This window comes from Amycolatopsis bullii, assembly GCF_014654205.1.
GTDB classification, from domain to species: domain Bacteria; phylum Actinomycetota; class Actinomycetes; order Mycobacteriales; family Pseudonocardiaceae; genus Amycolatopsis; species Amycolatopsis plumensis.
Window position 1 is genome coordinate 10,170 of sequence record NZ_BNAW01000053.1, and the last position, 25,464, is coordinate 35,633.

General features: G+C 72.5%; 22 protein-coding genes. 7 read left to right on the forward strand and 15 right to left on the reverse strand.

Annotation, left to right across the window (positions count from 1 at the left end; genetic code table 11):
• Window positions 1-50: 50 nt before the first annotated feature.
• Window positions 51-3,680, forward strand: a complete 3,630-nt coding sequence (locus IE317_RS37305) for a BTAD domain-containing putative transcriptional regulator (protein ID WP_191316076.1) — start codon at window positions 51-53, stop codon at window positions 3,678-3,680.
• On the opposite strand, the gene IE317_RS37310 is transcribed toward IE317_RS37305, so the two are convergent.
• From IE317_RS37310 to IE317_RS37330, 5 genes are read right to left on the reverse strand one after another with little or no spacing between them, the layout of a single operon-like run.
• On the reverse strand, window positions 3,639-5,015 hold the full coding sequence (locus tag IE317_RS37310; protein ID WP_191316077.1) for a GH1 family beta-glucosidase: 1,377 nt from the start codon (window positions 5,013-5,015) through the stop codon (window positions 3,639-3,641). The genes IE317_RS37305 and IE317_RS37310 overlap by 42 nt on opposite strands.
• Window positions 5,012-5,836 (reverse strand): carbohydrate ABC transporter permease, encoded by an 825-nt coding sequence (locus IE317_RS37315; RefSeq protein WP_191316078.1) that lies wholly within the window; start codon window positions 5,834-5,836, stop codon window positions 5,012-5,014. The genes IE317_RS37310 and IE317_RS37315 overlap by 4 nt, the downstream gene beginning before the upstream one ends.
• On the reverse strand, window positions 5,833-6,729 hold the full coding sequence (locus IE317_RS37320; RefSeq protein WP_191316079.1) for a carbohydrate ABC transporter permease: 897 nt from the start codon (window positions 6,727-6,729) through the stop codon (window positions 5,833-5,835). The genes IE317_RS37315 and IE317_RS37320 overlap by 4 nt, the downstream gene beginning before the upstream one ends.
• A gap of 6 nt (window positions 6,730-6,735) precedes the next feature.
• Window positions 6,736-7,992 carry an ABC transporter substrate-binding protein gene (locus IE317_RS37325; RefSeq protein ID WP_191316080.1) on the reverse strand — a complete coding sequence of 419 codons (1,257 nt, stop codon included), beginning with the start codon at window positions 7,990-7,992 and terminating at the stop codon, window positions 6,736-6,738.
• 9 nt (window positions 7,993-8,001) lie between these two features.
• Window positions 8,002-8,580, reverse strand: coding sequence for a helix-turn-helix transcriptional regulator (locus tag IE317_RS37330; RefSeq protein WP_191316081.1), 579 nt, complete (start codon window positions 8,578-8,580; stop codon window positions 8,002-8,004).
• A gap of 153 nt (window positions 8,581-8,733) precedes the next feature.
• On the opposite strand from IE317_RS37330, the gene IE317_RS37335 reads away from it, so the two are divergent.
• Genes IE317_RS37335 through IE317_RS37345 form a run of 3 tightly spaced genes read left to right on the forward strand, consistent with a single transcriptional unit; the run spans window position 8,734 to window position 11,286 of the window.
• Entirely contained in the window at window positions 8,734-9,912 is a 1,179-nt protein-coding gene (locus tag IE317_RS37335) for a glycoside hydrolase family 3 N-terminal domain-containing protein (RefSeq protein ID WP_229903118.1), read from the forward strand.
• Window positions 9,913-9,965: 53 nt separating this feature from the next.
• Complete coding sequence (locus IE317_RS37340) at window positions 9,966-10,835, forward strand: oxidoreductase (RefSeq protein WP_191316082.1); 870 nt, start codon at window positions 9,966-9,968, stop codon at window positions 10,833-10,835.
• A gap of 43 nt (window positions 10,836-10,878) precedes the next feature.
• On the forward strand, window positions 10,879-11,286 hold the full coding sequence (locus IE317_RS37345; RefSeq protein ID WP_191316083.1) for a hypothetical protein: 408 nt from the start codon (window positions 10,879-10,881) through the stop codon (window positions 11,284-11,286).
• Here IE317_RS37345 and IE317_RS37350 read toward each other — a convergent pair.
• Window positions 11,264-12,583 carry an MFS transporter gene (locus IE317_RS37350; RefSeq protein WP_444859553.1) on the reverse strand — a complete coding sequence of 440 codons (1,320 nt, stop codon included), beginning with the start codon at window positions 12,581-12,583 and terminating at the stop codon, window positions 11,264-11,266. The genes IE317_RS37345 and IE317_RS37350 overlap by 23 nt on opposite strands.
• Window positions 12,584-12,702: 119 nt before the next feature.
• Here IE317_RS37350 and IE317_RS37355 point away from each other — a divergent pair, with 119 nt between their 5' ends.
• Window positions 12,703-13,650: an Lrp/AsnC family transcriptional regulator gene (locus IE317_RS37355; protein ID WP_191316085.1), complete on the forward strand. Its 948-nt coding sequence runs from the start codon at window positions 12,703-12,705 to the stop codon at window positions 13,648-13,650.
• On the opposite strand, the gene IE317_RS44870 is transcribed toward IE317_RS37355, so the two are convergent.
• On the reverse strand, window positions 13,628-13,897 hold the full coding sequence (locus tag IE317_RS44870; RefSeq protein ID WP_229903119.1) for a zf-HC2 domain-containing protein: 270 nt from the start codon (window positions 13,895-13,897) through the stop codon (window positions 13,628-13,630). The genes IE317_RS37355 and IE317_RS44870 overlap by 23 nt on opposite strands.
• 313 nt (window positions 13,898-14,210) lie before the next feature.
• Between IE317_RS44870 and IE317_RS37365 the strand changes: the two genes are divergently transcribed.
• Together IE317_RS37365 and IE317_RS37370 are read left to right on the forward strand one after the other, a co-directional pair.
• Entirely contained in the window at window positions 14,211-14,459 is a 249-nt protein-coding gene (locus tag IE317_RS37365; RefSeq protein ID WP_191316086.1) for a hypothetical protein, read from the forward strand.
• Between the two features lie 289 nt (window positions 14,460-14,748).
• A complete protein-coding gene (locus tag IE317_RS37370; RefSeq protein WP_191316087.1) occupies window positions 14,749-15,828 on the forward strand; it encodes a glycoside hydrolase family 19 protein in 1,080 nt (359 codons plus the stop codon).
• Between the two features lie 38 nt (window positions 15,829-15,866).
• Here the strand turns inward: IE317_RS37370 and IE317_RS37375 are convergent, their stop codons facing one another.
• The 8 genes from IE317_RS37375 to IE317_RS37410 form a co-directional block, all read right to left on the reverse strand.
• The gene (locus tag IE317_RS37375; RefSeq protein ID WP_191316088.1) at window positions 15,867-16,613 is read right to left on the reverse strand and encodes a thioesterase II family protein; all 747 of its coding nucleotides are present in this window, start codon (window positions 16,611-16,613) and stop codon (window positions 15,867-15,869) included.
• A gap of 67 nt (window positions 16,614-16,680) precedes the next feature.
• Window positions 16,681-17,499, reverse strand: coding sequence for a dioxygenase family protein (locus IE317_RS37380; RefSeq protein WP_191316089.1), 819 nt, complete (start codon window positions 17,497-17,499; stop codon window positions 16,681-16,683).
• Window positions 17,500-17,576: 77 nt separating this feature from the next.
• A complete protein-coding gene (locus IE317_RS37385) occupies window positions 17,577-18,404 on the reverse strand; it encodes an AraC family transcriptional regulator (protein ID WP_308443419.1) in 828 nt (275 codons plus the stop codon).
• A gap of 194 nt (window positions 18,405-18,598) precedes the next feature.
• Window positions 18,599-19,747 carry a thioester domain-containing protein gene (locus IE317_RS37390; RefSeq protein WP_191316091.1) on the reverse strand — a complete coding sequence of 383 codons (1,149 nt, stop codon included), beginning with the start codon at window positions 19,745-19,747 and terminating at the stop codon, window positions 18,599-18,601.
• A 195-nt stretch (window positions 19,748-19,942) separates the two neighbouring features.
• Window positions 19,943-20,767, reverse strand: a complete 825-nt coding sequence (locus tag IE317_RS37395; RefSeq protein ID WP_191316092.1) for a serine hydrolase — start codon at window positions 20,765-20,767, stop codon at window positions 19,943-19,945.
• A gap of 198 nt (window positions 20,768-20,965) precedes the next feature.
• Window positions 20,966-22,498: a cellulase family glycosylhydrolase gene (locus IE317_RS37400; RefSeq protein WP_191316093.1), complete on the reverse strand. Its 1,533-nt coding sequence runs from the start codon at window positions 22,496-22,498 to the stop codon at window positions 20,966-20,968.
• A gap of 171 nt (window positions 22,499-22,669) precedes the next feature.
• Window positions 22,670-24,385, reverse strand: a complete 1,716-nt coding sequence (locus tag IE317_RS37405) for a GTP-binding protein (protein WP_191316094.1) — start codon at window positions 24,383-24,385, stop codon at window positions 22,670-22,672.
• Window positions 24,386-24,514: 129 nt separating this feature from the next.
• Window positions 24,515-25,348 (reverse strand): aminoglycoside phosphotransferase family protein, encoded by an 834-nt coding sequence (locus IE317_RS37410; protein WP_191316122.1) that lies wholly within the window; start codon window positions 25,346-25,348, stop codon window positions 24,515-24,517.
• Window positions 25,349-25,464 lie beyond the last annotated feature (116 nt).

A 25,464-nucleotide genomic window follows, 5' to 3' on the forward strand; every position in this document is an offset into this window, starting at 1 on the left:
CCCTGGGGGATGGGGTCTGGGGCGCAAGTCCCAGAGGGGACGGCAACGACATGCCAGGGGATGCGGATCCCGGCCTGCGGGTCGGCGTGCTCGGCCCGCTGCGGGCCTGGCGCGGGGCGGCCGAAATCGGCCTCGGCCCCGCCCGTCAGCGCGCCATCTTCGCGGTGCTCGCGGTCAACGCCGGCCGTCCCGTTCCGCGGGCCGAACTGATCGCCGGCGTCTGGGGCGACTCCGCGCCCGCGAGCGTCGAAGGCAGTGTCCACACCTACGTCTCCGGGTTGCGCCGGGCCCTCGAACCGGACCGGTCGCGCTGGTCGGCGGCCAGCGTCCTCGTCTCCGATCCCGCCGGGTACTCCCTGCTCCTCGGCGAGGACGCGCTCGACGCCGCCCTGTTCGAACGGCACCGCGACCGGGCGCAGCGGCACCTCGCGCAGGGCGATCCCCGCGCGGCGGTCGCCGAGCTGGACGACGCTCTCGCGCTCTGGCAGGGCGAGGCCCTCTCCGGGGTGCCCGGCGGGTTCGCCGAGCGGCACCGCGAATACCTCGCCGAACTCCGGCTGAACACCCTCGAACGGCGTGCCGAAGCCGTGCTCGCCCTCGGCGGCCACCTCGACCTCGCGCCGGAGCTGGCGGTCCTGGCCGGCGAACACCCGCTGCGGGAGTCGCTGCGGGAGTCGCTCATGCTCGCCCTCTACCGCAGCGGCCGGCCCGCCGACGCCCTCGACGTCTTCCGCGAAGCCCGCGCCACGCTCGTCGCGGAACTCGGCGTCGAACCCGGGCCGGCCCTGCAACGGCTCCAGCGGCAGATCCTCGCGCAGGACCCGGCCCTCGACGCGCCCGCGGCGCCGGTCGTGGTCACCGGGCACCGGCTGTTCGGCCGCGAAGCCGAACTGGCCACGCTGGCCGCGCTCGTCGCCGACGTCCGGGCCGGGCGCGGGCGGGCCGTCTGGATCGAAGGGGACGCCGGGATCGGCAAGTCCGAGCTGCTCACCACCTCCCTCCCGGACGGGCCCGGCTTCCAGCGGCTCTGGGCGGCCGCCGACGAGCTGAGCACCCGGTTCCCCCTGCAGGTCGTGCTGGAGTGCCTGGCGATCGACGCGCACTCGCCCGACCCGCGGCGCGCGCGGGTGGCGAAGGAACTCGCCGGCGAGGGCCCGGCGCGGCGCAGCTGGGGGCCGGCCGATCCCGTGCTCGGCGCCGTCGACCGGCTGCTCGCGCTGGTCGACGAGCTCTGCGCGCAGTCGCCGCAGGTGCTGGTGCTCGACGACCTGCAGTGGGCCGACGAAGCTTCCGTGCTCGTCTGGCACCGGCTCTGCGCGGCGACCCGGCAGCTGCCGCTGCTGCTGGTGGCCGCCACCCGGCCGGCGCCCGACCGCGCCGAACTCGCCCAGCTGCGCCGGGGCGTCCAGGCGCGGGACGGGGTCGTCCTCGACCTCGGGCCGCTGACCGGCGAAGACGTCGGCAGGATGATCGAGGACCAGCTCGGGGCGCCACCCGGGCCGGGCCTGCGCGAGCTGACCGCCCGTAGTGCCGGCAACCCCTTGTACGTCAAGGAGATGGTCGACGTCCTGCGGCGGGCCGGTGCGGTCGCGGTGAGCGACGGCCAAGCCGACGTCGACGACCCGGCGGAGTTCGAGGCACCGCGGTCGCTGGTGGCCGCGGTCGACCGGCGGCTGGACTTCCTCACGGCGCGGACGCAGGAAGTGCTGCGCTGGGGAGCGTTGCTGGGCATGGAGTTCGCCGTCGGCGACGTCGCCGCGGTGCTCGGCACCCGGCCGTCGGACCTGCTGGCGCCGCTCGAAGAAGCCGTCGCGGCGAACGTGCTCATCGACACCGGGACGCAGCTGGCGTTCCGGCACCCGTTGCTGCGCCAGGCGTTGTACGACCGGCTGCTGGCCGGGACGCGGGCGGCGCTGCACCGGCAGGCCGCCGAGGCGCTCGCCGGGATCGGCGCGCCGGTGAAGCGCGTCGCCGAACAGCTGGTCGCCGCACCGGCCACAGTGGACGAGTGGGTGCTGGACTGGCTCGCCGCGCACCACGCCGCCGTGTCGACCAGGGCCCCGCTGATCGCCGTCGAGCTGCTGGAACGCGCGCTGGCCGCGTGCGGCGGGAGCGACCCGCGCCGGGAGACGCTGCTGGTCGCACTGGTCAAGGTGCTCTTCCGGCTGGAACGCGCCCCGGAAACCCTGGCGCGGCAGGCACTCGACGTCGCCACCGAGCCGGACGCGGTCGAGGAGATGCGGCACGTCCTCGCGGCACTGCGGCACCGTCGCGGCGACACCGAAGGGGCCGTCGCGACGCTCGCCGCGTGGGTCGACGACCCGGCCGTGCCGGAGCTCTGGCGGGTCAAGCACCGCCAGCTGCTGGCGAACTTCCGCCGCGGCAGTCTGTCCGATTTGGACGCCGCGGAGCAGACGGCGCACGAGACCAAGGCGCTCGCCGGTGGTGACCGCTACCTGACCGCCCACGCGCTGCAGTCGTTGTGGCTGGTGGATTCGGTGCGCCGCGAGCACGACCGCGCGCTCGCCCACATCGACGCGGCGATCGAAGCCGTCGGCGACGAGCACGAGCTGGCCGACCTGCACCTCGACCTGCTGGACAACCGCGTGTTCACGCTGCAGAACCTCGACCGGCTGGCCGAGGCGGGCGATGCCCTGCGCGCGGCGGGTGAAGTCGCGGCGCGGCACGCGCTGCCGGTCGGGCTGCAGGTGTCCGCCGCGGTGCACCGGTACTGGGAAGGCCGCTGGGACGAGGCACTGGTCGAGCTGGACACGGTCATCGAGGACGGCCCGGCCATCACGTTCTACGGCCTGCGCGAGCCCGGTCCGGCGGCGCTGCTGCTGCACGGCGTCGCGGCGCTGATCGCGGGCCGCCGCGACGACCGGGCCCAGGCGGCGGCCCACCTCGACGCGGCGGAGGAGTACGCCCCGGCGACCGGCGCCGAGCGGGAGAGCTTCGACTTCCTGCTGGTCGCCGACGCCCTGGCGGCCGAGCAGCGCGGCGACCGGGTCCGCGCGCTGACCGTACTCGAGCCGATCCTGAACCCGACGTACGCGGCGATGATGCTGCGGCACCAGTGGCTGCCGGCGTTCGTACGGCTGGCGATGGAGCAGGACGACGTCGGCCGCGCGCGCCGGGCGCTGGCGGTGTGCGAGGAGGAAGCGGCGAAGGAGCGGCGTCCGGCGCGGGCGCACGCGGCGGTGTCGTGGTGCCGCGGCCTGATCGAGGAGGACCCGGCCCCGGTGCTGGCCACGGCCGAGCACTTCCGCGCGGTCGGCCGTCGCCCGGAACTGGCCTCGGCGCTGGAAGACGCGGCCGTGCTGCTGGCCCGCGCGGGGCGGCTGGACGCGGCGCACGCGGCCTTCGAGGAGGCCGCCGAGCTGTACACGGCCCTGGCGGCCCGCTGGGACCTGCGGCGCGCGGAGACCCGGCTGCGCCGCCTCGGCGTCCGCCGGGGCGCGCTGTTCTCCCCGATCCGGCCGGGCCACGGCTGGGAGTCGCTGACGCCGATCGAGGTCCGCATCGCCGGCCTGGTCGCGGAGGGCCGGTCCAACCCGGAGATCGCGGCCGAGCTGTCGCTGCCGCGGCGCACGGTCCAGGCGCACGTGGCCCGCCTGCTGGGCAAGCTGGAGACGCCGTCACGCTCGGGTGTCGCCGACGCCGTCCGCCGGCGCACCTAGCGCGTTGGCCCTGGCGACCCGGCCGAGGAAGCGGCCCGATTCCTTGACCGTCCGCCGCTGCGTCTCGAAGTCGACGTGCACCAGGCCGAACCGTTGCGTGTAGCCCATCGCCCACTCGAAGTTGTCCAGCAGCGACCAGGCGAAGTACCCGCGGACGTCGACGCCGGCCCGGAGGGCGTCGTGGACCGCCCGCAGGTGCTCCATGAAGTAGTTCACCCGCGCCGCGTCGTACACCCGGCCGTCCACCACCGTGTCTGCAAAGGACGCTCCGTTCTCGGCCACCACCAGCGGCAGGCCACCGGACCGGGCGGAAATCCACTCCAGCAGCGAAGTGAGCGTCGACGGTGACTGCTCCCAGCCGAACGCCGTCAACGGCGGCCGGGCCGGCAGCACGTCCATCCCCCGCAGCGTCGGCAGCGGGCAGTTGCTCGGCGCCTGCGGGTCCTCGAGCGGTGTGACGCGGGCCGGTGCGTAGTAGTTCACGCCCAGCCAGTCGATCGGCGCCGCGATGGTGTCCGTGTCGCCGTCGCGGACGCACTCCGGGAACCGGCCCGCGGCCGCCACCACGTCTTCGGGGTAGCCCCGGCCGAGCACCGGGTCGAGGAAGAACCGGTTGTGGATGCCGTCGAACTTCCGGGCCGCTTCGAGGTGGGCCGGGGTGTCGCCGTCCGGGATCGCCGGGGCGAAGTTCAGCGCCAGCGAGAACTCCTGACCCGGCCCGGCCAGCGCGCGGGCCGCCAGCCCGTGGGCCAGCAGGAGGTGGTGGGCCGCGATCAGCGCCGTGTCGTGGTCCTGGACACCCGGCGCGTGCACCCCGCTGCCGTAGCCGAGGAAGGCCGCGCAGAACGGTTCGTTGACCGTCGTCCACTGGTGCACGCGGTCGCCGAGCGCCGCGTGCACCACCGCGGCGTAGTCGGCGAACCGCGAAGCCGTGTCACGCGAGGGCCAGCCGCCCGCGTCTTCGAGCGCCTGCGGGAGGTCCCAGTGGTAGAGCGTCAGCACCGGGACGACGTCACGGCCGAGGAGTTCGTCGACCAGCCGGTCGTAGAAGGCGAGCCCGGCCGCGGACGTCGTCACGCCGTCGGGCATCACGCGCGGCCAGGCGACCGAGAACCGGTAGGCGTTGAGGCCCAGGTCGGCCAGCAGGCCGATGTCCTCGGGGTAGCGGTGGTAGTGGTCGCAGGCGACGGCGCCGGTCGCGCCGCCGAGCACCTTGCCTTCGGTGGCCGCGAACGTGTCCCAGACGGACGGTCCGCGGCCGCCTTCGGTGACGCCGCCCTCGACCTGGTAGGACGCGGTCGCCGCGCCCCACAGGAAGCCCGTCGGGAAGGTCATGCCGGTACCCCTTTCAGAATGCCCCGCACGAGGTGGCGGCCCAGCAGCAGGAACAACGCGATGACGGGCACGACGGCGACGGTCGCGCCGGTGAGCATCAGCGCGTAGTCGGTGTAGTAGCCGCTGGCCAGCTGCGACAGCGCGACCTGCACGGTGGGTGTCTCGGTGGGGTCGAGGACGACCAGCGGCCAGAAGTAGTCGTTCCACGTGGCCATGAACGTCAGCATCGCGAGCACCGCGACCGGCGCGCGCAGCGCGGGCACGGCCACGTGCCAGTAGGTGCGCAGGATCGAGCAGCCGTCGACGGTCGCGGCGTCGACGAGGTCCGGGCTGATGGCGTTTTCGCAGGCCTGGCGCATCCAGAACACGCTGAAGGCGCTGACCAGCGCCGGCACGATCACCGCTTCGAGCCGCCCGTACCAGCCGAGGTCGCCGACGACGAGGTAGAGCGGGATGACGCCGAGCTGCGCCGGCACCATCGCCGAGCCGACGACCAGCAGGAACAACGTGTTGCGGCCGCGGAACTCCAGCCGCGCGAAGGCGAACCCGGCGAGGCTCGCCAGCACGACGTTGGACACCATGACGGTGCTCGCGACGATCAGCGAGTTCCCGATGGCCAGCCAAAAGTCGACGGTGTCGAAGACACGCCGCACGTTCCCGGCCAGGTTCCCGCCCGGCAGCAGCAGCGGCGACGTCTCCCCGATCGCCGCGTTGTCGCGCGTGGCCACGACGAACGACCAGTACAGCGGGAAGATCGACGCGCCGAGCACCCCGGTCAGCACGGCGTACACCCAGCCGCCCGGCCGCCGCCGCGCTGTCACGCCGACCTCACGAACCGGCGCACCAGCCGGTGGTTGACCAGCGCGAACACCGCGCAGATCACGAACATCACCCAGGTCAACGCGGCCGCGTAACCGGCGTCGAGGTGCGTGAAGCCCTTCTCGTACAGGTACATGACCAGCGTCTGGAACTGGCGGTCGTTGCCGCCGGTGCCGGCCGAGCCACCGGCGTCGAACAGCTGCGGCTCGGCGAACAGCTGCAGGCCGTTGACCGTGCCGGCGATCGCGGTGAAGGCCAGCGCGGGCCGGATGCCGGGCACGGTGATCGACCAGAACGTCCGCCACCGCGAGGCCCCGTCGAGCTCGGCGGCCTCGTACAGGTCGTCGGGGACGGCCTGCATGGCGGCCAGGTAGATCAGGGCGTTGTAGCCGGTCCAGCGCCAGAGCACCATGCTCGCCACGGCCAAGTGCGAGGTCCAGGTGGTCGCCCGCCAGTTGACCGGGGCGATGCCGAACCAGCCGAGGACCTCGTTGACGACGCCGTAGTCGCGGCTGAACAGCTGCCCGAAGACCAGCCCGACGGCGACGACGGACACGACGTTCGGCAGCAGCACCCCGGTGCGCCACCAGGTCGCGGCCCGCAGCGGCCGGTCGAGCAGGGCCGCGATGCCCAGGGCCAGCAGGAATTCCGGCACGGCGGCGAGCAGGAAGATGGAGACCGTGTTGGCGAGCGCGTTGTAGAAGTGCGGATCGGTGAGCAGGTCGCCGTAGTTGGCGAGGCCGAAGCCGCCCTGGTCGCCTTCGAGCAGGTTCCAGTCGTGCAGCGAAACCCAGGCCGTGTAGAGCAGCGGGAAGGCGCCGAAGACGACGAACAGGACGAAGAAGGGCGCGATGAACAGCAGCGGCGTGACCTTGCGGTCGAGGCGGTGCTGCACGCGCGGCTACTTCAGGGCGGCTTGGGCCTGCTGGACGGCTTTCGCCCAGGCCTGTTCGACGGTGTCGGTCCGTTCCTCGATCCGCCCGAGGGCCCGGCCGAACTCCGGCCGGACGTCGGCGTCGCGCAGGCCGCGGTAGTTCGGGCGCAGCTGGTCGGCCGAAGCGGCGAAGATCCGCCCGGTCGGCGCGTCGCCGAAGTACGGGTCGGTGTGCGCGACGACCTCCGGATCCTCGTACACGACGGGCTCGCTGGGCAGGATGCCGTCGGAGAGGAAGAGCTTCTTCTGCTGCTCCGGGGCGGTCAGCCAGCGGGCGAGCTCGTACGCCTCCTTCTGGTGCGCGCCCTGCTTCGGCACGGTGAGGAACGACCCGCCCTGGTTGCCGCTGCGGCCGGGAACGGTGGTGACGTCCCACTTGCCGCGGTTGGCGTCGCCACCGGCTTCCTTGATCTGGCTGAGCATCCACGCGGGACAGGCGACGGTGGCGAAGGAGCCCTGCTTGATCGCCACGTTCCACGCCTGGGTGAACGTGGTCGCCGCCGCGGTCTGCCCCTTCGCGGCGAGGCCGCCGGAGAGGAAGAAAGCGGTGCGCACGCTCGGGTTGCGGTCGGCGATGAAGGAGTCGTCGCGCTGGGAGAAGTAGTTCTCCGGCGACTGGTTGAGCATCGCCGTGTAGACGGTGCCGGCGGAGTCGGCGAACTTGACGTTCGGCGTCTTGCTCGTGAACCGTTCGGCGGTGGCCGCGTAGGCGTCCCAGTCGGGCATCAGCTTCGCGACCTCGTCGCGGTCGGCCGGCAGGCCCGCGGCCTGGAACAGGTCGCGCCGGTAGCAGAGGGCGAGGCTGCCCATGTCCGTGCCGAGGCCCAGCACGAAGGTGCCGTCGGTGCCCTGTGCCCACTTCCACGGCACCCACTGCTTTTCGAGCTCGCGGGCGCCGTAGCCGGCCAGGTCGGCGAACTTGTCCTTCGCCTTCCGGTACTGCGGCATGTACTGCTCTTCGATCGCGACGACGTCGGCGGCGCCGTGCCCGGTGGCGAGCTGCGTCGCGAGGCCCTTGTGGTGGGTGTCGAAGTCGGTGACGCGGTTCTGCACCGTGATGTCCGGGTGCAGCTTCTCGTACTCGGCGATCAGGGGCGCGTAACCGAACTCGCCGAAGGTCGCGATGGTGAGCTTGGTCTTGCCGTCGGCGTCACCCGGAGTGCAGGCGGCGAGCGGGATCAACGCGGCGACCACAAGGGCGGTCCGGCGGACGATCGTTCGCAACAGGCTTCCTCAGATCACACCGGCCCGCACGGCGTAGGCGACCGCGTGCGGCCGGTTGCGCAGGTTGAGCCGGTTGGTCATGGCGTAGATGACGTTCTTCACGGTCCGCTCCGAGTAGCAGAGCTTGCCCGCGATCTCGGCAGTGTCCCAGCCTTCGGCCATCAGGCGAAGCACATCCACCTCGCGCGGCGTGAGTGCCGTCCCGGAAGTTTCGCCGGCGAGGGCCTCGACCTGCTCGCGCAGCGAGGAGGAGCGGCCCCGCGCCGCGGCGAGCACGTTCGCGGTGAGCCGGTCCAGCCCGGTCCGCGGCAGCACGGCCGAGACGTGACAGTCGGCGAGCAGGCCGACGTGCGCCGGATCGACGTGCCCGGCGACCAGCACGATCGCGGCCGGCGACTCGGCGGCCGCGGCCCGCAGCGCGGCCACGGCCTCCCGGTCGACCTCTCCGACGGCGAACACCAGCACCGCCGCCTCACCCCGGCGGGCACGCGGCAGGACCAGCAGCTCGGGGCGGGACTTCAGGTGGTTGATCAGCCCGGTCAGGGCAATCGGGTCCGACGCCCACGCCGCCACTCGCACCTGGTCCATCGAACCCTCCTCCGCCCACGACGAAACCTGACTCCGGCCAGTCTGCTGAGGGCGCCTTCACGAATTCTCTAGCGGCGGCCGGACCCTTCTTCACGCCGTGAAGTTCGGGCGTCGACTACGGTCGGGGGCAGACACGAACGAGTGAAGGGACCGATGAACCGCCGATTTCTCGCCGCCTTCGGGGTGGTGTTCGCCGTCGTAGCCGGATGTTCGCTGGTCGCGGGGCTGCCACCGCGGACCGTGGCCGGGCTGGCGGTCCCCCGGACATCCGATCGGCCGGTTCCCGTTCCGGTGACTCCCCCGCCCGCCGCTCCGGCGCCGACGTCCCGGCTCGCGCGACCGGGCGACTGCGCTTCCCTGGCGGCCGGGCTGGACGTCCGCGCGCAGGTCGCGCAGCTGGTCGTCGTGGGCGTTTCCGGCGACAACCCGGCCGCCACGGTGTCCTTGGTGCGCGACCACCAGGTGGGCGGGATCTTCGTCGGGGGCAACGCGACGGCGTTGTTGAAGGACCGCTCGCTGGCCGCCGTCCAGGCCGTGGCCAAGGTGCCGGTGGCGGTGTCGGTCGACGAAGAGGGCGGCCGCGTCCAGCGCATCGACGACCTCGACGGCGACCTGCCCTCGGCTCGGACGATGGCCGCGACGAAGTCGCCGGACGAGGTCCGCGCGCTGGCCGCCGAGCGGGGGCGCCAGCTGCGCGCCCGCGGGGTGACCGTGGACTTCGCCCCGGACACCGACGTCACCGGCGCCCCGGACGACGACGTGATCGGCGACCGGTCGTTCAGCTCCGACCCGGCCCGGGTGAAGACGTACGCGAAAGCGTTTGCGGCGGGCCTGCGCGACGCGGGGATCCAGCCGGTGCTGAAGCACTTCCCCGGCCACGGCCACGGCTCGGGCGACTCCCACAAGGGCACCGTCGTGACGCCGCCGCTCGGCGAGCTGCGCGCGGTCGACCTGGTTCCGTACCAGGGCATCGCCGACTACGGCCCGGTCGCGGTCATGGTCGGCCACCTCGACGTCCCCGGCCTGACCGACGGCGTCCCGGCGTCCCTCTCGCCGGCCGCCTACCGGCTGCTGCGCGGCGAGTTCGCGTTCGGCGGGCCGGTGCTGACCGACGACCTCGGCGCGATGAAGGCGATCACCGCCCAGTACCCGCTGCCGGAAGCGGTGCTGAAGGCGCTGCAGGCCGGCGCGGACCAGGCGCTGTGGTCGTCCGGTGGCCGGGTCGACGAGGTGCTGGACCGGCTGGTCGAGGCCGTGCGGAGCGGGGAGCTGCCCCCGGCACGGGTGCAGGAGTCGGTCAAGCGAGTGCTGGGCGGCAAGGGGCTCTGCTGATTTCCGCGGCCGGACCTAGACTTTTCGTGACGGCACCCGGAGCGAGGAGCGGCATGGCGGATCTCGGCGGCACCTTCACCCTCGGCGGCGAACTTCCCGTCACGCGCATGGGTTACGGCGCCATGCAACTGGCCGGGCCCGGTGTCTGGGGGCCGCCGAAGGACCACGACACCGCCGTCGCGGTGCTGCGGGAAGCCGTCGAACGCGGGGTCACCCACCTCGACACCAGCGACTACTACGGGCCGCACACCGTCAACGCGCTGATCAAGGAAGCCCTGCACCCGTACCCCGAATCACTCGTCATCGTGACGAAGGTCGGGGCGCGGCGGAGCGCGGACAAGGGCTGGCCGCCCGCGCTGTCGGCCGCGGACCTCACCGAGGCCGTGCACGACAACCTGCGGAACCTCGGCGTCGACGCGCTCGACGTGGTCAACCTGCGGCTCAGCAACGCCGCCGGCGACTACCCCGTGCCGATGTCGCTCGCCGAACCGTTCGGGGTGCTGGCCGAGCTGCGGGAGCAGGGGCTGATCCGGCACCTCGGCGTCAGCCACGTCAGCGCCGAGCAGCTCGACGAAGCGAGGGCGATCGCGCCCGTCGTCTGCGTGCAGAACCAGTACAACCTGGCCCACCGCGAGAACGATCCCCTCGTCGACAAGTGCGCCGCCGAGGGGATCGCCTTCGTGCCCTACTTCCCGCTGGGCGGGTTCAGCCCGCTGCAGTCGGGTCTGCTCGACGACTGCGCCGCCCGGGTCGGGGCCACGCCGATGCAGGTCGCGCTCGCCTGGCTGCTGCAGCGGTCGCCGTCGATGCTGCTGATCCCCGGGACGTCGTCGCCCGGGCACCTGCGGGAGAACCTGGCCGCCGCCGATCTCGAACTGCCCGCGGACGTTCTCGCCGATCTGGACCGGATCGGCACCGCCTGATCGCTACGCTGAGCGTCCGGACAGGCACGAGAACGGAGCAACCGTGGCGGAGTGGGGCGATCTGGTCGCGTACATCAGGCAGTCGTACCGGGTGGTGCGCGACGAGCCCGACGAGCTGCGCATCCGCCTGGTGTTCGGCGACGACCCCGACACCGAACAGCGGGCCCAGATCGTCGTGATCGCCCGCGAGATCCTCGACCAGCGCGAGGACTGGGTGCAGATCGCCACGCCGTTCGCCCGGCACGAGGAGGTCGACCTCCTCGAGGTGCTCACCGAGGTCGGCGACGCGATCGTGGTGGGCGGCCTGGCGGTGATGGGCGAGCACATCGTCCTCCGCCATTCGCTGCCGCTGATCAACCTCGACATCAACGAGTTCACCGACCCGCTCGAGCTGGTCGCCGGCGCGGCCGAGCTGCTGGAACAGCAGTTCACCGGCCGCGACGACTACTGACCGAGCTCGTCAGGGGGAGCACCGCCACCGCGGCGGCCACCGCGAGCGCGGCCGCCAGGGCCAGGGCCGCGGTCGCCGTGCCGGTGCCGAGGTAGAGGCCGCCGAGGAGGGCGACGCCGAGGGTGCCGCCGAGCTGCTGGACCGCGTTGAGCAGCCCGGCCGCCGAGCCCGTCTCGTGCGGCCGGACCCGCTCCAGCGCCGCGGTGAAGAACGGGACTGTGAACGTTCCCATCCCGAGCCCGCACAGGGCCAGGGCCCACGGGTACGCGCCCGGACCGAGGCCGAGCGCGGCGAGAATGCCCGCCGTCAGCAACGCCAGCCCGCCGAACATGACGCGGGAGCCGAACTTCGGCACCAGCCGGGCACCGGCGAGAGACGACGACACCGCGAGCCCGGCCGAGAGCGGCAGCAGCGTCAGGCCGGCGGTGCGGACGTCGGCGCCCAGCCCGAGCTGGAGCTGCATCGGCACGACCTGCATCAGGCCCGTCATCACCGCGAAGAACAGCAGCGAGCCGGCGAGCGCCGCCGGGAACCCGCGGTGGGTGAACAGGCTCCGCTCGACCAGTGGCGCGGCCGCGCGGCGCTGCTGGAAGCCGAACACGACCAGCAGCGCGGCCCCGGCCGCGAGCAGGGCCGGGTTCGGCCCCGCGGGATCGATCAGCGGGTGGACGAGCAGCCCGGCGCCGGCGACGACGAGCAGCGTCCCGGTGACGTCGAGCCGGGGCCGAGTGGCGGCGCGGTCCTCCCGCAGCAGCCGCGCGCCGAAGAACACCGCCAGCCCCAGCGGCACGTTCACCAGGAACACCGCCCGCCACGACACGGCCTGCGTCAGCAGCCCGCCGAGCAGCGGCCCGGTGACCGCGGACAGGCCCATCACCGGCCCGATGCTGCCCAGCGCCTTCGCGAGTTCGCCGCCGTCGAAGAGGGCGCGGATGAGGCCGATGGTCTGCGGGACGATCAGCGCGGCCGCCGCGCCCTGCACCGCCCGGGCTCCGATCAGCAGGGCGGCGTGCGGAGCGGTCGCGCAGGCCAGCGACGCGAGCACGAAGCCCGCCACGCCGAGCTTGAACACCCTGGCCCGGCCGAAGACGTCGCCGAGACGGCCGCCGGTGACGAGGAAGGCGGCGAACGGCAGCGTGTAGGCCGCGCTGAACCACGGGACGTCGGCGGCCGGGCCGGGCAGGCCCGCGTGGATGGCCGGGCCGGCGACCTGCACGATGGTGGCGTCGAGCAGGTTCATCGCCTCGGCGGCGAGCAGCACGGCCAGTGCGGCCCACCGCCGGCGGGAGTGCGTCATGGTCGGCACGGGGTGCCTCCTTTCGTTCGGCGCCCACCCTGACGACCCGGCCACTCCTTGTTCCAGCTATCGACGATCTTTAGCGAATTTCTTCCGTTAGTTGCGGTTCAATGAGGGATATGACCACCCTGGACGCCGTGGACCGCGCGTTGATCCACGCACTCCACGTCGACGGCCGGGCGCCGTTCACGAAGATCGGCGATGTCCTCGGGGTCTCGACGCAGACGGTGGCGCGGCGCTACCGACGCCTGCGGAGCGAGGCGTCGCTGCGCGTCGTCGGCCTGCCGGATCCGCAGCGGGCCGGGCAGGCCGAGTGGATGGTCCGCCTGACCGCGACGCCGCACACCGCCCAAGACCTCGCCCAGGCGCTCGCGCGCCGCGCCGACACGGCGTGGATCAAGCTGATGTCCGGCGGTACGGAGATCTGCGTGAACGTGCACACGCCGGCCGCGAGCGACCACGCGCTGCTGCTGCGGGACATCCCGCGCACGGCGAGCATCACGGCGGTCTCGGCGCACCAGCTGCTGCACCGCTACTTCGGCGGCCCGACGGCGTGGCTCGGCCGGGCGAACGCCCTCGACGCAGCGCAGATCGCGGCCCTCACCCCGGTGCACACCGGCCCGGGCAAGCCGCTGACCGGCGACGACGACGCCCTGATGGCCGCCCTGCAGCGTGACGGCCGCGCGAGCCTGGCCGAACTGGCGGCGGCCACCGGCTGGTCGGCCGCGACGGTCGCGCGCCGCCTGGCTGACCTGCAGGCGGGCGGCACCGTGTTCTTCGACCTGGAAATCGACCCGGAACCGCTGGGCGCGACGACGCAGGCGCTGCTCTGGATGGCGGTGGCCCCGGCCCGGCTGGACCGGGTGGCCCGGACGCTGGCGACCCACCCGGAACTCGCGCTCGTCGCCGCGACGACGGGGCCCGCGAACCTGGTCGCGCAGGCGCTGTGCCCGGACGCGGCCGCGCTGCACCACTACCTGACGCACCGGCTCGGGGCGCTGGACGCCATCCGGACGCTGGAGACGGCGCCCGTGCTGCGGACCGTCAAGGCCGCCGCGTCTCGCTGAAGGACGCCGAGCGGCCGGGTCCGCCGAGGTCAGGGCAGGACGGCAGGGGGTTGCCGGGGCGCTGGTCTGTCCTCAGTGGACTTGGCTGGACCAGGTGGTCGAGCATGCCGCGGACGGCTTCGAACCCCCGGACCTCCTCGCGGCAGTCCGGGCACGCCGCAAGGTGCCGCTCGACCCGCGCCGCCTCGGCGGCCTCGAGCAACCCCAGGCTGTACGCCCCGAGGTCGGTCCGGTCGTACCGGCCCATGGATCGCGTCTCCGTTCCGCGTTCCGCGAGGAACGCCCGCACTGTCCGACGTCTCCAGGGTCCTGAGGCGGACGCGCTGCCGGCGGAGTTCCGCGGATTTCTACCCGAACGGCCGACAACTTCGGAAGGCGAACAGCCCATGTGAGTGACGGCAATGGTCACGCACCTCACCCGTCCGAACACGGAAAGCTTTTGTGCCACCAAGTTCGCCGATTCGGCGTCATGGCTCCCGGACTCGCTCGTCGGACTGGCGTCGGACCGGGATTTACCGGCTTCGACCTGGGCAAGAAGGCGATCCGAAACGAGGAGAGCGATGACCGTACGGAGCCACCGGGCGGACGACGTCGTGGACGAGGTCGGGGTGTGGCTGGCCGGGGAGTTCGCGGGGCGTCTCCCCGCATCGGAGATCGACCGCGTCGTCCGGACGACGCGGCTCGACCTCGAGGGCAGCATCGCGCCGGAGGAGCTCGGGGAGATGCTCCACCGGCTGGGCCGGGCCAGGCTGCAGCGCATCCTGCACGCCGCCCCGGCCGCGCAGGTGAGGATTCCGCAGGCGCGGTGACGTGCCGGGCGGGCCACGCGGCTTTCGGTGCCGCGTCGCCCGCCCGCGGCACGGCCGCCCCTTCGCCGCACGCCGTCCCCTGTGAACGTACCGGGAGGCGCCGGCGGTTCACCGGAAGGGAACGTTCGCGCACACCCTCTGCCCGCGACGCCGGGCATTCTTGACTGGACTAGACCAATCTGCTCTAGTGACCGGTGTCCCCCTCGTCTCGGCCGGATGAGCACACCCACCTGCGACGCCGGGCGCCTGCGCGCCCGCGTTCCGTCGTGGCCGAAGGAGTGAGCGAGTCTTGAGAAGACGTCTTGTCGCGATCCTGTCCGCTGTCGCCGCCGTTGCCGGGCTCGTCTTCGGCGTGCCCGCCGTCACCGGGCACGCCTCGCAGGCGGCCGCCGCCGCGTGCAGTGCACCGAACTGGGTCGCCGGGCAGTGGTACGACGTCGGCGCCGTCGTGCGGTACGCCAACGGCGGCTACTACCGCGCCAAGAACGCCAACCCGGGCTACGACCCGGTCATCAGCACCTGGTACTGGGAGCCCTACAGCTGTGACGGCGGCGGCGGGACCACCTGCAGCTACTCGAACTGGGTCGCGGGCCAGTGGTACGACGTCGGCGCGATCGTCCGCTACACCAACGGCGGCTACTACCGCGCCAAGAACGCCAACCCGGGCTACGACCCCGTGATCAGCACCTGGTACTGGGAGCCCTTCAACTGCGGCGGCGGCACGGACCCCGGCAACCCGGGCAACCCCGGTGCGTTCGTGGTCAGCGAAGCGCAGTTCAACCAGATCTTCCCCGGCCGCAACTCCTTCTACACCTACAGCGGCCTGACCGCGGCCCTGTCGGCCTACCCCGGCTTCGCGAACACCGGCAGCGACACGGTCAAGAAGCAGGAAGCCGCGGCCTTCCTGGCCAACGTCAACCACGAAACCGGCGGGCTCGTCTACATCGTCGAGCAGAACACCGCCAACTACCCGCACTACTGCGACTGGAACCAGCCCTACGGCTGCCCCGCCGGCCAGTCCGCCTACTACGGCCGCGGCCCGATCCAGCTCAGCTGGAACTTCAACTACAAGGCCGCCGGTGACGCGCTCGGCATCGACCTGCTCGGCAACCCCTGGCAGGTCGAGCAGAACGCGGCGGTCGCCTGGAAGACCGGGCTTTGGTACTGGAACACCCAGAGCGGCCCCGGCACCATGACCCCGCACAACGCCATGGTCAACGGCCGCGGGTTCGGCGAGACCATCCGCAGCATCAACGGCTCGATCGAATGCAACGGCGGCAACCCCGCCCAGGTCGAGAGCCGCGTCTCGAAGTACCGCCAGATCACGTCGATCCTGGGTGTCGACCCGGGCGCCAACCTGTACTGCTGAACCGGCGGGGCGGGCGGGGGTGCGCCCGCCCGCCCCGCTCAGCCGGCGAGCCGTCCGGCGATCAGCCGGACGATCGCCGGAACGTGGTCGGTCAGGTAGAAGTGGCCGCCCGGGTACGTCTTCAGCTCGAAGTCACCGGACGTCCGCTCCGCCCACAACCGCGCGTCGGCCTCGGTGACCTTGGGGTCCCGGTCGCCGATCAGCGCCACGACCGGGCAGCCGACGTCCGGGCCCGGGCGGTAGTGGTAGAGCTCGGCGGCCTTGTAGTCGCTGCGCAGCGCGGGCAGCACGAGGGTGCGGATGTCTTCGTCGTCCAGCACCGCCGCGTCGGTGCCGCCGAGCCGCTTGACCTCGGCCAGCAGCTCCTCGTCGCCCTTGTCGTGGACCCGCTCGCCGTGGTCCGCCGTCGGCCCGCGGCGGCCGGAGACGAACAGGGTGAGCAGTTTCGTGCCCCGGGCTTCGAGCCGCCGCGCGACCTCGAAGGCCAGGCTGGCGCCCATGCTGTGGCCGAAGAACGCCACCGGCCCGGTGGTCTCCGGGGCGAGCACGTCCGCCAGCCGGTCGGCGAGCACGAACAGGTCGTCCACCGGGGCTTCGGCGTACCGGTCCTGCCGCCCCGGGTACTGCACGGCCAGCACCTCCACGGCGGGCGCCAGCGCCGCCGACACGGGGTGGTAGTAGCTCGCCGCTCCCCCGGCGTGCGGGAAGCACACGAGCCGGGCCGAGGCCGACGGCGCCGGGTGGAAGCGCCGGACCCACGCCGCGGCGTCGAGGGAAATCGTCATGGGCCCAATCTGGCAGGCCACCCGGACGGCGTCGACCCCTGAAGTGCGCGGGCCGGTCAGCGGGGTGTCACTCCGCCCGCCACAGCGCCGGGACGGCCGGGGGTTCCCAGCCCGGCTGCGCGGTGTGGGCCTGCAGGCAGACGTATCCGCGGCCGCCGTAGGTGACCCGGATGCCCGCCGTGTACGCGGTCCCCACCGCCCAGGAAGTGCCCCCGGGTGGTGTGGAGGAGGTCGGCGTGGGCCGCGTCGACGTCGGCGTCTGGGCGACGTCGAGCACGAAGTCGAAGGCGGCCTCCTTCGCGGAGCCGTTGTCGCGCACGGTCATCAGCAGCCGCGCGTCGAAGATCGTGTCGGTGTTGTTGCGGGGTTCGCCGGGGAAGTAGAGCTGCGTGGTCAGCACCGGACGGCCGGGTGCCTGCACCTTCACGTGGATGTGCCGGGTCCGGCCGGGGTAGAGGCCCGGCACGATCGTGGACAGCGTGAACGCGCCCTGGGCGTCGGTGTACTGGTGCCCGCGGAAGGTGTAGCCGGTGTTGTCGTAGGCGCCGTTGACGTCGGCCTGCCAGAAGTCCAGCAGCGCGCGGCCGATCGGCAGGCAGGCCCGCCCGAAGACGTACCCGGTCACGGTCAGCCGGGTGCCCGGGGTGCCGGGCGTGACGAGGTTGGTCCGTTCCGGTGAGTTCGGCTTGAAGTACGGGCCCTCGGTCTGCTCGATCGTCGGATCGTCGTCGTCGTGGCACGCCGGGGTCAGCTCCGGTGCGGTGCCGCCGACGGCGTTCGCGCGGGCCAGCGCCGGGCCGCCGATCAGCGCGACCGGCGCCGCGACACCCGCGGCGAGCGCGGCCTTGAGCACCGTCTTGCGGCTGAGCTTGGTTTCGTCGTCCATGGCTGCTCCTCGTGGGGGCTCGGGGATCCCCTCGAACGTAGGCAGCGCACCGGGCGGGCGGCGATGGACTGGATCGGTCAGTCGTGGTGCTTCTCCCCGCCGCGCCGGAAGGCGCCGGGACTCATCCCGGTCTCGCGGCGGAAGAACCGGCAGAAGTAGGCGGGGTCGGCGAACCCGACCCGGCTCGCGACCTGCCGGACGGTGAGGTCCGTCCGGAGCAGGAACCGTTGCGCCTCCCGGGTCCTGGCCTCGCGCAGCAGCTGCGCGGCGGTGCGGCCGGTCGCGGCCTTGACCGCCTCGGTGAGGTGGCCGGCGGTGACGCCGAGGCGTTCCGCGTGCGCTCGCACCGACCACAGCCCCGGCTCGGCGCGGCCGGCGAGCCGGACGAACTCCGCCGCCACCGCGCCGGCGGGGGCGGGCGGCGGGGTGCCCAGCAGCCGTCCCGCCCGCACGATCAGGACGTGCACCAGCGCGCGCAGCACCGACTCCGTGCCGGCACCGCCGCGGCGGTACTCGTCCTCCAGATCGGCGATCAGCCGCGCGACCCGCGCGTCGGCGTGGTCGTCCAGGTGCAGCCACGGCCGTTCGCTCAGCCGCCGCAGGAGCTCGCGGTCGGCCGGGTGGTCGAGGAGGAAGTCGTCGGTGAACAGCACGACGTGCCCGGTGAGGCCGCGGACGCCGGCCCACTGGTGCACCTGCCCGGGCGCGATCACGCCGAAGTGCGGCGGCCGCAGCGGCCAGCGGGCGGTGTCGACGACGTGCGCGCCGGTGCCGCCGGTGACGTGCACGAGCTCGTGGAAGGTGTGCCGGTGCGGGAAGTCCGCGCGCGACAGCGGCCCGAGCGCGTCGAACGTGCCGACGGCGAACGGGGGTGCGTGCGGAGCGGGGACCTCCAGCCGGTGCATCGGCAGCTCACCCGGCCGCGGGGTCCTGCAGGGCGTCCCCGGCGGAACGGTCGTACCGCGCATGGCCGAGAAGTCTAGACCAATTTATCGGCGATTCGCCGGTTTCGCCCCGATGATCGCAATCCGATCGTCGGGTGCCGGACAGCAGAACGAGGCCGGTCCACAGTGGACCGGCCCCGTCCGGAGCTACTGCGTCACGCGCGGCTGCGGCGCCGGTTCACCAGCAGCATCAGCGCGCCGCCGCCGAGCAGCAGGCCGCCGATGCCGAACGGAACCGCGGCGTCGACACCGGTGTTGGCCAGCTCGCCGCCACCGGAGGGAGCGCCGCCGGGCGTGCTCGGCGCCGTGGTCGGGGTGGGGGTCGCGGGCGTCTCGGACCAGCTCGCGGTCGCCTTCGCGGCCACCTCGGCCTTCTCCGAGTCGGCGACGATCAGCGACTGCGACGGCCGCTTCGCGTAGTTCTCCGCGACGAACAGCCGGCCGGTGTCCACCTCGCCGGTGGCCTTCAGCGAAAACGAACCGTTGCCCGGCTTGGTGCCGGCCGGGACGTCGACGAACAGCTTGCTGCCGTCCTTGACGTCGGCGGCCTTCAGCTCCTTGCCGTCGGCGTCGGTGACCTTGACGCCGTCGGGCAGCTGGCTGGTCAGCGACGTGACCGTGCCGTTCGTGGCGACCTGGAACGGGCCGATCTTGGTGCCGGCCTTGCCCTCGGTCTTCGGGCCCGCGATGTCGAGAGCCGGCTTCGGCTGCGCGCCGATGCCGGTGTTCTGGTCGCCGATCAGGTAGCTGTACAGCGCGGCGACGTCGGCGTTGGTCTCGGCCGGGTTGTCCTCGGCCAGCGGCTTCTGCAGGTTGAGGTTCACGCCGTCGCTGAAGTGCCACACCGCGGCCTGCGTCCCGGTGATCGCCTCGGCCTCGGTCAGGCCGTCGTGGACCTTGACACCCTGCTTGGCGAGCTCCGCCGCCACCGCGTCGAGGTCGAGGGCCGGGTAGCCGTGGTGCAGCACCCAGTTGAGCTTGGCGCTGTTCTTGACGAACGGTGAGCCGGCGTCCGGGTACTTGTTCCAGGCCGTCTCGACCATGTCGACGTCGTCGTAGGCGTGGGTGCTGAACTCCACGCAGTAGAGCTTGAGCGACTTGCCGTCCGACAGCTTGAAGCCGAACAGCTTGGCGTAGGGGTCACCTTGGTCGGTGTTCACCCGGTAGACGCGCTTGGACGTGGCTTCGTCGATCCGGCCACGCGCGGCGCCGTCCGCGAGGGCGGACGGGGCGCTGACCATGACCGCGGCGGCCGCGGCGAGCACCGCGATCCCGCCACGCGCGAAAGCTGACCTGACCTGCATAACTCTCCTATCCGAGCCCGAACCACGCCGTTAGGGGCCGCGTGGGATCACGATCCCCGACCACGTCGGCCACTGATTCGGGTGAGTGATCACCCGGTCAAGCGAATGGCAGCATACACAAACCTCACAGTGGGCTACACCGGTGCCCCCATAAGCACGAATCTGCGCGGAAATCCCCTGAAAGAGGCCCAGATTTCAGGCGCCGAAATACCCGCCGAACAGGATTTCGGCGATCTTCGTGGTGGTCTCCTTGCCGACCTCGTCGCCGCCGGAGATCACCCGGGTGTCGTTCATCAGGGCGAGGGTGTACCGCTCGTCCGGGCCCGCGAAACCGACGGAGTTCATGATCCAGGAGCCGTCGTCGTTGTCGTCCGACCAGCCGTTCTTGTTCCCGGGCCGGGCGGCGGGCCCGGCGCCCCAGACGCCCCACTGCTGGTTGGCGTCCACGGTGCGCAGTTCCCCGACGAGGTAGTCCCGGTGCCGGGCAGGCAGGCGGGTCAGGACGTATTCGATCAACCGGTCCAGGTCGTCGGCCGTGGTGAGGATCCAGCCCCAGTGGTGCGGGTGGTGATCACTGAACCGCATGTCGGTCATTCCGTATGCCGGAAAACGGCGACCGAATTCCGCTTCGCCTCCATAACGGGTCCACAACGCGTGGGCCGCCCCGTCGTCACTCGAATGGAGCATCCGGTGCATCAGATCGCGATCTTGGGCGGTCAACGTGATCGCGCCGGCGTCCTCGCGCAGCAGCAGGTCGACGGCCATGGCCAGCTTGGGAGTCGAGCAGGCCCAGATCAGCGTGCCGGCGGCGGCGCTGCGGTGGACGGCACCGGTCCACCGGTCCCGCAGGACGATCCCGGTCACCCCCGGCCGGCTGTCGGCGTAGGCCTGCGCCCGCGCGATCCGCGCCCGCAGCTCCGGGCCGAACGGATCACCGCCTCGGGGCGCGCCCCCACCGGCGGACGGCGACGGCGCCAACGCGAAGGCCGCCAGCAGCGCGGTGAGCAGGAACTTGCCCATGGAGTCTCCCGGTGCAGGCGAGCGGACGGGTCCGCCCAAGAGACTCGCACGGACGAGCGGGGGCCGCGAGCGCCGCACCCGGTCCCTGTCTCAGCACACCGCGGGACCGAACGCAGTGAATGACTCATTCCCGGCGTTCGACGCCAGGAATGAGTCATTCACTGCACCGGGACCCGCCAAGGCAGCCCCTGGCGTGCCTCAGGGGTGGACGGCGAGCAAGTGGGCCCGGAAGCCCTCGCCGTAGGTCTTGGTCGGCGTGCCGCTGTAGTCCTCGATCAGCACGTTGCCGCCGCTGCAGCCCCACGGGTTCCACGTCCAGGCCGTGTAGCCGAGGTTGTGCGCGTCGAGCCAGGCCATCACCTGGTCGATGTAGTCGTGGGCACAGCTGTTCTGCCCGATCTCGCCCGCCTGCACCGGGACCTGGGCCGCGACCGTCCCGATCTGACTGTCCCAGCAGGACACCGTGATGCAGGCGTTGAAGTTGTACGAGTGCCAGGACGCCACCAGGTTGCCCGCCGGGTCCACCGGCTTGTAGGTCAGCCACTGCGTGAGGTCGTTGGTCCACGTCAGGCCGCCGGTCATCACCACGTTCCCGGCACCGGTGGCCCGGACCGCGTCGACCAGCTCCTGCATCCCCGCGACCGCATAGCCGATCCCGGTGCAGGTGCCGCCGTCGCGCAGGCACCGCCACGCCGCGGCCGCGTCGGACCAGTTGGCCGCCGCGTCCGGGTAGGGCTCGTTGAACAAGTCGAACACCACGGCGTTGTCGCCCTTGAACGCGGTCGCGACCTGGCTCCAGAACGTCGGCGTGTACTGCCGGTCGGGCATCGGCTTCTGGCAGGTGGCGTTGACGTCGGTGCACGCCGACGAGGTCCCCGTGTACTGGCCGTGCGTCCAGTGCAGGTCGAGGATCGGGTTGATCCCGTTGGCCACCAGCAGGTTCGCGTAGTCCTTGACCGCCTGCTGGTACGGCGCGCCGCTGGGCGAGCCGGACAGGCCGAGCCAGCAGTCCTCGTTCAGCGGGATCCGCACCGCGTGGATGTTCCACGCCTTCATCGCGTCGACCGAAGCCTGGTCGACCGGGCCGCTGTCCCACATCCCCTTGCCCTGCACGCAGGCGAACTCGCCGCTGGCCCGGTTGACGCCGAGCAGCCGGTAGGTCTTCCCGTCGGCGGTGAGCAGCTTGTTGCCCGAGACGTGCAACGCCGGTGCCGGGCCCGGCGGGGGTGGCGTGGTGGTGGTCGTGGCCGGTGTCGTGCTCGTCGGCTTGGTGATGGGGGTGGTCGCCGTGGTCGGCGGGGTTCCGGTGCACGCGGCGCCGTTGACCGCGAAGTCCGTGGGCGTGGTGTTGGTGCCGCTGTAGGAGAAGTTCGCGCCGGTGCTGACCGAGCCGCCGGCCGGGATGGTGCCGTTCCAGCTCGCGTTGGTCACGGTGACCTGCTTGCCGGACTGCGTCCACGTGCCCATCCAGCCCTGCTGGAGGGTCTGGTTCCCGGCGTAGGAGTAGGTCAGCGTCCAGCCGTCGGCCGCCGCGGAGCCGACGTTGGCGATCCCGACCGTGGCGCTGAAACCGCTTCCCCAGTCGTTGGCCGAGTAGGTGACGCGGCAGGCGAACGCGGCGCTCGTCTCACGCGCGGACGACACCGCCGTCGTCGACGTGACGACTCCGGCAGCGACCGCGAGACCCGCCACGGCCAGCGCGGCAGGACGTTTTCCGGCTCTTCCCCACATCGGCACTCCCTTGTGCACACTGACGGCGGACCCCTCTGGGAGCGTTCCCAGAGGGCCGTCACACCGTCGCTGCCGGGCCCCGGGTTGTCAATCACCAACGCTGACAAAGGGGCCGAACAGCGTCGGGCGCGTTCCCCCATCGAACGCAGGCGTCTCCTCCGGGCGGAGGCCCTACGGCCGCCACGGCCGGTAGCCGCCGGGCTCGGCCGCGAAGACCGCTTCGCCCTGCCCGAGGGCCGGCAACCGGCGCCGGAAAGCCGCTGTCGCGGCCGCCGGCAGCGTCCCGCTCAGCCGGGCGAGCCCGCCATCGACCACCGGTGGCTCGCACACGGCCTCGAGCTGGGCCAGCACGACCACCGCGGCACCGACGACGTGTTCGGGCACTTCGAGGTCGAACCGGTCCACCGGCTCGTACACGCGGGTCCGCGCCCGCGCGAACGCCAGCGAAAGCAGGCGCGCGGTGGCTTCGCGAAAATCACCGGCCGTGCTGACCGGCGGCTGGAACCCCGAGTGGGTCAGCGTGACGACGCAGTCGGTGACCTCCCAGCCGTGCGGGCCGCACCCCGCCGTGCGGTACACCGTTTGCTCGATGGCGGTGTGGAAGGCCCGCGGGAGCGAGCCGCGTTCGACGGCCAGCTCGTAGCGGACGCCGCTGCCGGTCTCGCCCGGCGCGACCCGCAGCCCGACCGTGGCGACCGGGTCGGCCGGGCCGAGCCGGTCCAGGAACTGGACCGCTTCCCCGACGCCGACGGGCCTTTCGATGTGGACCGGTGCCGGCGGCGCGAACCGGGCGACGAGCCCGAAGTCCTCGCGCAGCCGCTCGAGGAGGACCTCGATCTGGACTTCGCCGTACGTCCGCACCGACAACGCACCGCGGTCGGTCCGCAGGCCCAGCAACGGGTCCTGGTCGCACAGCTCCCGCAACGCCTGGTGCAGCCGGATTTCCTCGCCGCTCCGCGCGGTGACGACCGAAACGAGCCCGGGTGGCGGGAACAACCCGGCGTCCGCCAGGCCGTCCGGAGACCCGAGCCGATCGTCGACGCGGACGTCACCGAGGCCCGAGAGCCGGACCAGATCGCCCGCGCCCGCGCAAGTGACTTTGGCGCCCGCGAGCGTCATCGCCGTGACCCGTCGCCGGCTTCGCTCGACCGAGCCGTCTGCGTTCCGCCGGAAGAGGTCCACGCGGTCACGCACCCGCAGCGTCCCGCCGTGCAGGCGGGCGTAGGCGATCCGGTCGCCGCCGCGGCCGCGTTCGATCTTGAAGACGGTCGCGCGGAGCTCGGAGCCCGGCTCGGGTGCGGGCAGGAAGTCCACGATCCCGCTGACGAGTTCGGGCACCCCCGCGCCGGTCATGGCCGAGCCGAAGAACACCGGGTACGCCTCGCCGGCGGCCACCTGGCTACGGGCGGCCTCACCGGCGGGCACCATCGCGGGGGACAGCTTCTTCCGCAGGTCGTCGAGCACCCCGGCCGGATCGACGCCGGGCTGGTCGAGCTTGTTGACGAACACCAGTGTGGGCACGCGCAGCCGGCGCAGGATGCGCCACAGGATCCGGGTGCTCGCCTGGACGCCGGCGGGCCCGGAGACCACCAGCACGACGCCGTCGAGCACGCCGAGCGCCCGTTCGACCTCGGCGACGAAATCGGCGTGTCCCGGCGTGTCGATGACGTTGACCGTGCGGCCACCGGCCCGGAAGGAGACCACGCCGGTGCTGATCGTGATGCCGCGACGCCGTTCGATGTCGAGGGTGTCGGTCTGGGTGTTGCCGTCGTCGACGCGGCCGAGCGCACCGACCGCGCCGGTGTCGAACAGCAGCCGCTCGGTCAGGCTGGTCTTACCGGCGTCGACGTGGGCGAGAATCCCGATGTTGAGGGAGGTTTCGGGCAAGAAGGGCTCCAGGTGCCGCAACGTTGGCTGGGAATCCGGCGGTGTTGCGGAACTGGCGCATGCTGCCCCCTTCGCGAATCGATCCGAGGGGCCCGACCGTAGCCGAGGACGCGGTCGGCGACCAAAGGATTAACGGCCGGTGCGGTATTCGGCGAAGATTCCGCCGAGGACGCGATGCGCGTCTTCGTCATCGGTCTGGGCCGCGGACACGAGCGTTTTCCAGAGCGCCCAGCCACGGCCGCGCGCCCAGGTGCCGTCGTCGACGGCCAGGCGTTCGCGGAACGCCCGCCGTCCGTCGGCGGTCAGCAGCGTCCAGGCGATGGCCGTGTCGCAGGACGGGTCGCCGACACCGCAGGTCCCGAAGTCGATGACGGCGGTCAGCTCGCCGTCGTCAAGCAGCAGGTTCCCGGCGGCCACGTCGCCGTGGAACCAGGCGTCCCGGCCGTCCCAGCGCGCGGCCAGGGCGGTCGCCCAGATGTCGCGGGCCAACCCGGCGTCGATCCGGCCGTCCAGCGCCGCGAGCGCGCGCTCGGCCGACGGCTCGTAGGTGCGCAGGGTGGCGCCCCGGAACCAGTTGTGCTTTCCCGGCTGCGGCCCGTCGGCGGCCTCGACCTCCTGCAGGGCGGCCAGGAACCCGGCCAGGTCGACGGCGAAGCGGACGGGATCGGCGATCTCGTCCCGGCTCGCGGGCCGGCCGTCGAGCCACGGCTGGATCGACCACGGAAAGGGATAGCCCGCACCCGGTTTCCCGGCGGCCAGCGGGACCGGAACGGGCAGCGGCAGCCGGGGAGCGAGCACCGGGAGCCAGCGCTGTTCCTTGGCGACCGCCAACGCGTATTCGGCCGCGCTGGGCAGCCGCGCCACCAGTTCGCCGCCGACGTGGAAGGTGAAGTTGTCCCAGCCACCGTGCGCCACGGGCCGGACCGGAAGCCCGGCCCACTGCGGGAACTGCTCGCCGACCATCCGGCACACGGTTTCGGCGTCGACGGTGATCCGCTGCGGCGCGGGGCCGAGATCGGGGACGGGGCTGTTCTCCGGGGTGATCACGGCGAACGAGCATATGCCCGCGATAACCCGCG